Genomic DNA, 11,546 nt, shown 5'->3' on the forward strand with positions numbered 1-11,546 from the left:
TATAAAGTTAAGAGTTCAATGACGAGAACGAAATAGTCAGTTGATATTTTTTGTCAATTGGCTGCTTCGTTCTGAATGGGAAAACGAAAACAAATCGCGTATTTCAATTAAGTGCCAATCTCATTGCACATCTGCTGTTACGAGAAAAACCACATGCAACTTCATGCTCAAGTTTATGCTCAAGATAGAGAGGCATCTCAAGCGCATTGATCTTTTCAAAGCCTAATTTTTCATAAAATGGTCGATTCCAAATCACATCATGAAAGGTGGTTAAGGTCACAGCATCACAGCCCTCTCCCTGAGCAGTAGCAATCACATATTCAATCAATTGCCGACCAATCCCTTGTTTTTGAAATGCGCCACTCACATCTAGTTCAATGATATATAAATCAAGCGCTTGTCTTTCTGCATATAAAAAACCTGCAGCTTGATTCTTTTGATTAATCGCGACAAATGCATAAGCAGAAGAAATCAATTGTAAGTGATCTTGTGCTGACAATACTGGGCTTTCGACAAGCCAAGATAACTCGGGAATACTTGAAAATGCTTGTGTAGCAGATTTTTCTATTTCGATCAGTTGCGCTATATCTGAGGGATCAATTTTTCTAATCAAACATGTCATCTATATATCCAGTCAAAAATATTTTAAATGGCTTCTGTCTATTTATTTAAATCAAACTCACTGTTTAAATCAGATCAGAATTAAGCAGGTACACTATCAAATAACTCGCTTGCGCTTTATCGCTTATATCTTACAAGAAATTTTAGCTGAAATGATTAGGCATAAAAAAGCCCAAGTATCACTTGGGCTTAGGATCAGCAAAAATACTTTTAAATTCATCTATGTCGAATTAATGATAACCATGCAATTGACGATAAAGCCCTGGGGTAACCCCTGTCCATTTTTTAAATGCGCGATGGAAGGTACTGGTTTCACTAAAGCCCACTTGTTGTGCTACATCTTCCAAGGTTAAATCTGGATTTAATAACAAATGAATTGCAGCATCTCGACGTAAGGCATCTTTAACACCTTGGTAACTCTTACCTTCTGCAGCTAAACGGCGGCGCAAGGTTTGTGGTGATAAATACAACATTGAGGCCACATCATTTAAGGTTGGCATTTCTTCACCAATTTGACTCTTTAAGACTTCACGAATACGCGAAGTTAAAGAATTGGTATTTTTGAATTTCACCAAAAGCTGAGCAGGCGCAGCTTTTAAAAACTCTTCTAAACTTGCTTCATCCTGACGAATCGGTAAATCCAAATAGTCTGCGGCAAAAGTAATTTCAGTACGTGGCATATCAAATTGCATCACAGGTGCAAAGAACAGCGCATCATACTCATCTGCATGATTTGGACGCGGGTAACCAAAATGTACCCGTTCTAAAGGAATACGACGTTCAATTAACCATGAAGCTAAACCATGCCAAATCATCAACATACTTTCAGTAATAAAATGATCAGGATCCATAGTTTTTGGAATCAATGGCACTAAACGCGCTTCATGTTTATCACGTTCAACCGCGACCGACCATTCGTCCCCAAATAATTTATAAAATTGTGATGATAACTCTAAAGCATCACCCAAAGTTTTAGCGTGGATAATCAATTGGCACATGATGGCAAAAGATCCCAAACGACGAGGTTGGATATCAAAGCCAACATGTTCATCTTGGGTCACCATCCACAGCATTTTCACAAAACGTGTATATTGCTCTGGTGAAATACGTGCTTTAGGTTGGCGAAGTAATTCTGCTTCTATGCCAACATGTGAAAGTAAGGTGTCAACGTCCATTCCTAGACGCTTCACACCTGTTAAGGCGGCATTCACAAAATGGATACTGATCGTATCACGACTCATGGTAAATCCTTCACTCTCTTTGATGTTCACTAACAATTGACCTAAATGACGCTAAAAAATGTTTTATTGGCGATTTACAACAGTGCAGATCACCTTTTTACATCATAAATTGCCGAAATGATCAAGGTAAATGGCTGAACATGACATTGTTTTGTTAATTTTATATTTCTATTATGGGTGTAAAATCAAGACAGTATTGGTAAAAACAATTATGACAACAGCTTTAAAGGGATTGAAAGTACTCGATTTTTCCACTTTATTACCCGGTCCATTTGCAACTTTATACCTTGCAGACCTAGGTGCAGAAGTGATCCATATTGAATCACCAACACGTCCAGATCTGGTGCGCTTGTTCCCGCCTTATGCCAATGGACAAGCGACTTCACACAGTTATCTCAACCGGAATAAACAATCCGTCACTTTAGATTTAAAAGATCCTGCCAGCATTGAACAAGTTAAACAGAAGATTTCTGAGTTTGATATTGTCGTTGAACAATTTCGTCCGGGGGTAATGCAACGTTTGGGTTTGGATTATCAAACATTGGCTGAAATTAACCCACGTTTAATTTACTGTTCAATTACGGGTTATGGCCAAACAGGCTCATATAAAGATAAAGCTGGACATGATATTAACTATATTGCCCTGTCTGGTATCGCGGGACACTGTGGCCGCCAAGACAGTGGGCCACCGCCGATGGGGATTCAAATCGCAGATGTGGCAGGTGGTTCCTTACATGCTGTCATCGGTATTCTTGCTGCTGTAGTTGAACGCCAAAATAGTGGTCTGGGACAATATATTGATATTTCCATGACCGATTGTGTGGTGGGACTCAATAATATGGCAGCCGCAGCCAGTTTGGCTGGTGGTCAACAGCAGCAACGTGAATCAGAACAACTTAATGGCGGGACCTTTTATGATTATTATGAAACGGCCGATGCTCGTTACTTATCTATTGGTAGCTTAGAGCCACAATTTATGACTGGACTGGCAAGCGCGTTAGAATTGCCAATCCTTCTACAAAAAGGTGCTTCTTTCGATACTGAAGATCGTCAAATGGTCAAGCAAGCGATTCGAGATAAAATTAAAAGTAAAAATCTGGCTGAATGGAATCAACTGTTTGAACAACTGGACGTTTGCGTAGAACCGGTACTGAGTTTAGATGAAGCACTGCAATCCCAAATTTCTCAACAACGTAATTGGGTGGTCAATGTGCCATTGAAGCCTAATTCTGATCAAACTGAACCTCAGTTAGCCTGTCCAATTAAGTTTTCAAGATCACAAATGCAATATCACTATATTGGCCAACAACTGGGTGAAGGGACATGGTAATTGCCCATTTAATACAACACAATTCAAGTTAAATAAAATTACAATTCTGTCATCTTCTTTACAATTTGTATAATTTGTAACCTCAGCATCCTGTGTAATCTTAATTCTAAATAGGTTACACAGGTAAGCTGATCTTTTCAGATCAATTTTAATCCATGGTTTTTTAATTAATTTTTAAATAAAATTTAGTGGTTTAAAAACAATAGATTAAATTGACCAAAAACAGCCATAAAGCAAATATTCATTTATTAAAAAATTATCACCATGAGATAAAATACTCACATTAATTACAATTAAAAGTCAAAAATAATAGATTTTTATACAAATATGAGAGTATTATAAATAATTAGTTACAAAGTGTTATCAAGGTCACCAAATATGAATAAATCTAAAGGTCACTTTTATTGGGCTATCAGCTTATTATCTTTATGTAGTTCTTTTCAAAGTGCTCATGCAGCTCAAGCATTTAATGCAGAAAGCCCATGGATGTTTGGTGATTGGAACGGAAAAAGAACCGAGCTCCAACAAAAAGGTTATGACTTCAGCTTCGGCTATACCGGCGAATTAGCCACCTTATTAGATTCAAAAAACCATTCGAGCCATGGCACTGAGTATGCAGATCAGTTTGCGATTGGTAGTCATATAGACTTGGAAAAAGTGCTTGGATGGAAAGACACTGAAGCCCAAATCACCATCACTGAACGTAATGGTCGTTCATTGTCGCAAACCTCTGATGCCCTTGCAGGACAACTCAGTTCAACCCAAGAAGTTTGGGGCCGTGGTCAAACTTGGCGCTTAACTGATTTTTGGATTAAGAAAAAATTCTTTGATCAAAAACTAGATATTAAAGTGGGCCGTTTTGGCGAAGGCGAGGATTTTAACAGCTTTGACTGTGATTTTCAAAACCTTGCACTTTGTGGCTCTCAAGTGGGTAACTGGGTAGGCGACCAATGGTATAACTGGCCTGTTAGCCAATGGGCTGCGCGGGTTAAATATAACATCCAACCTGATTTATATGCTCAAGTCGGTGCTTATGAATACAATCCTGAAAACTTAGAACGTGGCAAGGGGTTTAACTTAAGTACAGACGGTTCACGTGGTGCAATTATTCCTGCGGAAGTGGTTTGGCAACCAAAACTCAGTGCTGCAAAATTACCAGGCGAATATCGTTTGGGCTATTACTACAGTACTGTCGATGCACAACGCATTAAAAATCCGAATGAAACAGATCATAAACAAGGTGGATGGCTGGTTGCCAAGCAGCAACTTACAGCACATCACGGTGATGCACGTCGTGGCTTAACGGGTTTCATTAATTTAACCCTTCATGACTCAGACACAAACACTGTCGACAATATGCAAAATATTGGATTGGTCTATAAAGGTCCTTTCGATGCGCGTCCTCAAGATGATGTCGCCATTGGTTTTTCTCGTATCAGCATCAACAATGATGTGAACAACACTCAAATTCGTCAACAAGATGAAGAGTACAACACTGAAATTTACTACGGTGTACATGCAACAAATTGGCTGACGATCCGTCCAAATGTGCAATATATTCGCCATGTTGGTGCATATAAAGATGGTGAAAATGCATGGGTTGGCGGTATTAAATTCCAAACTGCATTCTAGTGTTATAGATCATAAATATTTCGATGCCATTTTAACCCTTTCTCTCCCCTCGCATCGAAATATTTAAAATCTAAAAATTTAAACAATGTGCTTCATCAATCCTCAATGGAAAGGTAAAGCGTAAAAAATTAATCAAATAGATAGGTGGTCAATATGCAAACTCCATCTTCAGGACTCAGAACCCTAACAGTTGTGATTGCAATTGTTTTCGGTGTAGTTCTATTAGGCGGCGGAGTATGGCTGGCAGTACTGGGTGGGTCTTGGTACTACATCATTGCCGGGATACTTTTCATTGCAACAGCAATCTTATTACGCAAATTAAATAGTTCTGCTTTATACGTTTATGCAGCATTAGTACTCGGCACAGTTGTCTGGGGACTATGGGAAGTCGGTTCAGACTTCTTCGCGCTTGCACCGCGTTTAGATATTTTAGGTGTGTTTGGCTTATGGCTACTCATTCCAGCAGTAACACGTGGTTTCGATGCCAAAGGTGCTAAAATTGCACTTTCAGGTACATTGGCGATCACCATTGCGGTTATGGCTTATTCTATCTTTAATGATCCACAAGAAATTCGTGGGACTTTAACCAGTAAACAGCCAACGCCAGCAGCGATTGACGGTATTGCGGATGCAGACTGGCCGGCTTATGGTCGGACTCAATCCGGTTTACGTTATTCTCCGTTGAACCAAATCAACTCAGAGAACGTTAAAGATCTTAAAGTTGCTTGGACCTATCGTACAGGTGAATTCAAGACTGAAAATGATTCAGGCGAAACAACCAATCAGGTCACACCGATTAAAATCGGGAATAACATGTACCTGTGTACCACCCATCAAAAATTGGTTTCTCTTGATCCTTCTACTGGTAAAGAGAAATGGGTATTTGATCCAAAACTCAAAGCTGATAATACCTTCCAACATTTAACTTGTCGTGGTGTTTCTTATTACGATGCAGATAATACCGTTGGTTTCGCAGCAAGTTTACAAGCGAAAAAATCTTCGTCTACCGAATGCCCGCGTAAAGTTATTTTACCAGTCAATGATGGTCGTATCGTTGCGGTAAATGCTGAAACAGGTAAAGCATGTTCTGACTTCGGTCATAACGGTGAAGTTGATTTACAAAAGGACATGCCATTCCCTTATCCGGGTGGTTATATTCCAACATCACCACCTGTTGTCACAGGCACCACAATTATCATTGGTGGTTCAACGACAGATAACTATTCTACTCAAGAGCCTTCTGGTGTTATCCGTGGTTATGATGTAAATACAGGTGCATTGCTTTGGGTATTTGACACAGGTGCTGAAAATCCAAATCAGATTCCGGGTCCTGGTCAGAAATATGTCCAAAACTCACCGAATGCATGGGCTCCACTTGCATATGATGCAAAACTCGATATCGTTTATGTACCAACAGGTGTAGGTACGCCAGATATTTGGGGGGGTAACCGCACAAAACTGCATGAACGTTATGCAAACTCAATGTTAGCAATCAATGCAACAACGGGTAAATTGATCTGGAACTTCCAAACAACTCACCATGATTTATGGGATATGGATGTACCATCACAACCAACCTTAGCGGATATCAAAGATAAAACTGGGCAAACTGTTCCAGCAATCTATGTATTGACTAAAACAGGTAATGCCTTTGTTTTAGACCGCCGTAACGGTAAAGCAATTGTACCGATTAACGAACGTCCAGTACCACAAAGTGTAAAGCGTGGTCCGCAAACTAAAGGTGAATTCTATTCTCCAACACAGCCGTTCTCAGACTTTAACTTAGCACCTCAAGAAAAATTAACGGATAAACAAATGTGGGGCGCAACCATGTTTGACCAGTTAATTTGTCGTGTGTCATTCCACAAGTTAAATTATGACGGTATTTATACCCCACCTTCAGAAAACGGAACTTTAGTTTTCCCTGGTAACTTGGGTGTATTTGAATGGGGTGGTTTATCACTTAACCCTGATCGTCAAATCGCAGTTATGAATCCAATTGGCCTACCTTTTGTCAGTCGATTGATTCCTGCTGATCCGAACCGTAAACAAACAGCCAAAGGTGCAGGTACAGAAGCGGGTGTTCAACCTATGTATGGCGTTCCTTACGGTGTTGAAATCAGTGCATTCCTTTCACCATTTGGCTTACCATGTAAACAACCTGCATGGGGTTATGTTGCTGGTGTAGATTTGAAAACGCATGATGTTGCTTGGAAACGTCGTATTGGTACAATTCGTGACAGTATGCCGGGTATTCCATTGCCACCATTTAAAATGGGTGTGCCAATGTTAGGTGGTTCGATCTCAACTGCGGGTAATGTGATGTTCATTGGTGCGACTCAAGATGATTACATCCGAGCAATCAATGTCAGCAATGGTGATGAGCTGTGGAAAGGTCGTCTACCTGCGGGTGGGCAAGCAACACCGATGACCTATGAAAGCAATGGTAAACAATACGTTGTGATCATGGCGGGTGGTCACGGTTCATTTGGTACCAAAATGGGTGACTCAATCGTTGCTTATGCATTACCAGATAAATAATTTTAAATTGAGGTAAATAAAAAACAGGTCTTGATGACCTGTTTTTTATTGCTTTATCTAAACCCATACCCTTGTATAAAAGTGAATCTGCTTTTTGGATGAGACGGATGTTCTATCCCCCGTTTGATCGCGATATCCATATCACCGTGCGATAACCAATCCTTAAAATGCCCTGCTCTTTACCTGACCATCAAAATGAAAACAATCTTCTATACGAATTTTTTGCACAGCTGAAAGTTGCTCAAAGTCAAACCATCGATACTCAGAATGCTCATCACTTAAATTGATTGGCTGATCGTTCTGCAATGTACACCTAAACATAAATGCGTGGGAATTTACTGCAGAATGATAATAAACCCCTGATAAATATTCGATCAAAACTTCGCAGCCTAATTCTTCTTGGCACTCACGAATCAGCGCCTCATGCACTGTTTCACCTTGATCCAATCCACCACCCGGTAAACCCCATGCACAATCAGCATAAGTCGCTTTCAATAACAAGACTTGTCTATTTTCATTAAAAATCACAGCGTGCGAACTCAAACGATAAAAATCATGAAATCCCATTGCTCAAAACCCACTTAATTGATTATCTTGCCAAATAACATTTTGAAAAAATTAAACGTAGCGCATAAACAATTGCCATAACAAAAACAGCATAACCCACTTGGGTAAAGATCATCGGAATACAGAGTACGATGGCGGCTGTAATTGGATAAAACCATTTCTTAATCCCTGAAAGATGGTGAATTTCCTGTAGTAACCAAAGGCTCGCAGTATAGACAATCAAAGAGATTGCAACAAAATAACTGACGATGTCAGCCGAGATCTCAGCCTTATGCGTCACCACATCCACCGCAGCAGCTAAACCTGCACCAAGGGCGGCAATACTCACGAAAATAAAAAAGTGACCATAGCCCCATGAAAATGCACGTTTACGACTATTGAGTCGTTCAGCCACATCATGATCGAAATATGCCCACCACATGGTAAACATAATCAATAAGCCACCAATGGTCAAAAAGATTAATTCTTGGCTTAACAACTGATTGTTTAATGCATCAGAAATTGCAGCAAAACTTCCAATGATCGATTCACCAAGGACAATGATGGTGAGTAAGGCATAACGCTCAGAAATATGATGTGGATGCCACGGCGTCATGTTATGTGCTTCCGCAAAGATCGGCACACTCAGTTCAGCGATAACCAAGAGTAGAAATAAATAAATGGTGAAATTAATCGGGGTAAAGTGAAAAAGTAACCAGCCAATCTGTACGATGATAATACCAGCCGCATATCTCACCGCTGTTTGTTTACGCTCAGGATCATTTTTGGCAACACGAAACCATTGTGTAACGAGTCCCAAACGCATGATGACATAACCAATAATGATCACGTCAAAATCTTGTTGCTGAAACGCAAACGGGATCCCTGCTGCAATCACAAGTGAACCAATAATCTGCACAAAGGTCATGATTCGATAAAATACATCATCATTGTCATAGGCAGATGCAAACCAGCTAAAGTTCATCCATGCCCACCACAATGCAAAGAACACCATGAAATAAAGTGTTAAGCCATGTGATAAATGATTTTCGATAATACTATGGTGTAATTGTTGTCCTGCGGTCGCAATGGCGACCACAAAAATCAAATCAAATAACAATTCTAATGAGGTTGCGGCGCGATGTGGTTCGTGCGGATTTCGTGGTGCAAGTGGCTTTAACCACCCGTATTTTACAAATAATGAATTTGGCATTATTTTCACATTATTGAGATTATTATCATGATTTTTTCAAAACTCCATCTTTCATTCAAGTAAAAAACTGAGTTCTTTTGACAATTTTGTTAATGATCTAACATCGATCTCGCAAATTTAAAAATACACAAATAAAAAGCCCAATCAAAGGGCTTAATAACAAACAAATCTAGCTTGCTAAACCACTAATTTCAATTTAGCAATATCCTTGATCACGATCGCTTTACCCGTGCTCATATCAATCGGCATCGAAATATGTTGATGTACGACTAACCATTGATCACCTTTCTTTTTCAGGCACAATGTTGTTCGACACCATGGCATCTGCAGCTTATCTTTAAGCACAGAATTTTCCACTTTTGAATGGCAATGCAATACAGCTAAATCGTTTGACGCATAGATTTTCATATTGCGACGCACAATTTGCACATTCTCACTAAAATATGGACTGAACTTCTCCCATTCTTTCTTGTACGCATCGATACCGTCTAATTGTATACTCACATCAAACATATTGATATCATCCGCACATTGATCTAATAGATGATCAATTTTATTACCAAGAACAGCAGCATCCCATAATTCAATTTGAGATATTATCTCGTCGGCAATTTTCACATTACCATCGATTGCTATTTTCATCATAAAACCTCATTATTCTTATTTGTGATGAATTTAACACTTAATAAGTATTATGTGAAGTGTTTTGTTTATTTTTTCATATCTAATCAATTTAAATCAAAATAATCACTGTTCATTAATCTGATTTAAGCAGTTTATAAAACCAACCGTATTCTGCTTAGATATTAACCAAAACCTTTCACAAAAATAAATCACTCAATAATACAAATAGATATAAAAAATTTGTACTTCAGCATAAAAAGCTTATTCTTAATTTAGTTAATAATTCTTCAATAATTTATTAACCAAATTTAATAATCTTTTTAATTAATGTTGAAGCTGTTATTAAATAATCATTCTCCTTTTATTTAATATTGAAGTTAGCCTAACATATTTAAACTTTAAAAAATCTTTAAAAAAATCATAAATGACTATGAGAAAAAATCATACTACCCTTCCAATATAAGAAGAAACTCAAAACTGAAGATATAAATAGATAATCTAAACTGATATCCAACTCAAGTTTATATATTGCGCTTGGAATGATTATTCTATACAACTTAATAATATATATTTTTATGGTTTAATTTCTATGTTTTAAAACCCTTTGCAAGCATTCAAATATTAGAATTTTATTACCATAAATAAATACTTATTTTTTATCATTTGTTTTTTAGATTCAAAAAAAAGCATGTCATTGCAATGACATGCTTTTGCTGTTTGGTTTGAATTGTTTTGCTTGATTTAGGCTTGTTCTGTTAAATCTTTTATTTTGTCTGAAGGGCCATTTTTCTTCACAGACTCAATCCCATTATCGCGAGCAGCATCACCTGAATAGAATTGACTTGTTCCGATAATTTGATGATTCGCCGCTTTTAAGTTGAAATAAGGCTTACCATTTTTCGCTTCTAAACGATCATAACGTGCATCATCTGGGCTATTTTTTTGCACAGAGGCAATACCATTTTGTGCAGAAGCTTTTGCTTTATAGAGCTCACTGGTGAGAATAATTTCGCCATTTCCTGCTTTTAATACAAAGCGATATTGACCATCTTTAGCTTGACTAATTTCATACCATCCTGACATGGTTCACCTCTTCATTATTTTCGGTTTATTTTATTTCACAGCGCTTGTTGGACATAAATTACGCTACTGATATGAAATATAAATGACTTTTCATGTTAAAAAAAGATTAATTTGTTATAACTTTATTGTTTATGTAACGCTGCAGAGTGACATCGCTCAAATTAGCACAATGCTTTTATTATTAAGTCACAATAAAGTTTAAAGCCATTAAAAAAATGACTTTAAACTTAGATTCTGCATTTAGCCATTAACAATCAACGATCAAAAAAACCTGTGCTGGTATAACCTGGATAGACTGTTTTCATTAAACGCTCAATTTCCGAATCATTGCCACGTAAAAAACTTTCCAAACAATCCCGAAATACCGCAAAAGGAAGGTCATCGTTATCAAAACTGGGCATCTCTTCAGATTTAAACAAACCAAAAAAATGCGATTTTTGTTGTTTTTGATAGAGTTCAGCATGTGCATTAAAGTTATATTGATTGCGACTATAAACCACAAATAGTCCGCCGAACTTACGTCCAGTTTGAATATGCTCAATTTGAAAAAATGGAAAATCACCGTGGTGCTCCTCCATGTATCCCCAGACGACTTGTTGCATCCAATCAATCTGATCAAAACGACTTAAAATTTGCGTTGCGGCATTACTTTCAAAATCAAGAGAAGTTATTTCAAGCTCTTTAAATAACTCAATTCGAATTTTAAAACTCATCA

At 37.9% G+C, this 11,546-nt stretch carries 10 protein-coding genes; 3 read left to right on the top strand and 7 right to left on the bottom strand.

Annotation, left to right across the window (positions count from 1 at the left end; genetic code table 11):
• Nucleotides 1-103: 103 nt before the first annotated feature.
• Both AC07U8_RS17740 and AC07U8_RS17745 read right to left on the bottom strand, forming a co-directional pair.
• Nucleotides 104-622 (bottom strand): GNAT family N-acetyltransferase, encoded by a 519-nt coding sequence (locus AC07U8_RS17740; protein ID WP_270385988.1) that lies wholly within the window; start codon nt 620-622, stop codon nt 104-106.
• 229 nt (nt 623-851) lie between these two features.
• Complete coding sequence (locus AC07U8_RS17745; protein WP_004724010.1) at nt 852-1,862, bottom strand: AraC family transcriptional regulator; 1,011 nt, start codon at nt 1,860-1,862, stop codon at nt 852-854.
• Between the two features lie 211 nt (nt 1,863-2,073).
• Here AC07U8_RS17745 and AC07U8_RS17750 point away from each other — a divergent pair, with 211 nt between their 5' ends.
• The 3 genes from AC07U8_RS17750 to AC07U8_RS17760 all read left to right on the top strand — a co-directional run bounded on the left by AC07U8_RS17750 (nt 2,074) and on the right by AC07U8_RS17760 (nt 7,365).
• Entirely contained in the window at nt 2,074-3,192 is a 1,119-nt protein-coding gene (locus AC07U8_RS17750; protein ID WP_034614632.1) for a CaiB/BaiF CoA transferase family protein, read from the top strand.
• Nucleotides 3,193-3,570: 378 nt separating this feature from the next.
• Nucleotides 3,571-4,824: a carbohydrate porin gene (locus tag AC07U8_RS17755; RefSeq protein ID WP_239044905.1), complete on the top strand. Its 1,254-nt coding sequence runs from the start codon at nt 3,571-3,573 to the stop codon at nt 4,822-4,824.
• A gap of 153 nt (nt 4,825-4,977) precedes the next feature.
• Entirely contained in the window at nt 4,978-7,365 is a 2,388-nt protein-coding gene (locus AC07U8_RS17760; protein WP_004817779.1) for a glucose/quinate/shikimate family membrane-bound PQQ-dependent dehydrogenase, read from the top strand.
• 162 nt (nt 7,366-7,527) lie between these two features.
• On the opposite strand, the gene AC07U8_RS17765 is transcribed toward AC07U8_RS17760, so the two are convergent.
• The 5 genes from AC07U8_RS17765 to AC07U8_RS17785 all read right to left on the bottom strand — a co-directional run bounded on the left by AC07U8_RS17765 (nt 7,528) and on the right by AC07U8_RS17785 (nt 11,544).
• On the bottom strand, nt 7,528-7,932 hold the full coding sequence (locus tag AC07U8_RS17765; RefSeq protein ID WP_004817781.1) for an NUDIX hydrolase: 405 nt from the start codon (nt 7,930-7,932) through the stop codon (nt 7,528-7,530).
• Between the two features lie 22 nt (nt 7,933-7,954).
• Nucleotides 7,955-9,124 (bottom strand): low temperature requirement protein A, encoded by a 1,170-nt coding sequence (locus AC07U8_RS17770; RefSeq protein WP_004817783.1) that lies wholly within the window; start codon nt 9,122-9,124, stop codon nt 7,955-7,957.
• 177 nt (nt 9,125-9,301) lie between these two features.
• Nucleotides 9,302-9,766 carry a YybH family protein gene (locus AC07U8_RS17775; RefSeq protein WP_004724016.1) on the bottom strand — a complete coding sequence of 155 codons (465 nt, stop codon included), beginning with the start codon at nt 9,764-9,766 and terminating at the stop codon, nt 9,302-9,304.
• Between the two features lie 723 nt (nt 9,767-10,489).
• Nucleotides 10,490-10,831, bottom strand: a complete 342-nt coding sequence (locus AC07U8_RS17780) for a YegP family protein (protein WP_004817785.1) — start codon at nt 10,829-10,831, stop codon at nt 10,490-10,492.
• A 254-nt stretch (nt 10,832-11,085) separates the two neighbouring features.
• Nucleotides 11,086-11,544 carry a hypothetical protein gene (locus AC07U8_RS17785; RefSeq protein WP_004817787.1) on the bottom strand — a complete coding sequence of 153 codons (459 nt, stop codon included), beginning with the start codon at nt 11,542-11,544 and terminating at the stop codon, nt 11,086-11,088.
• Nucleotides 11,545-11,546 lie beyond the last annotated feature (2 nt).

The sequence above is a fragment of the Acinetobacter sp. GW821-FHT01E09 genome, assembly GCF_059422385.1.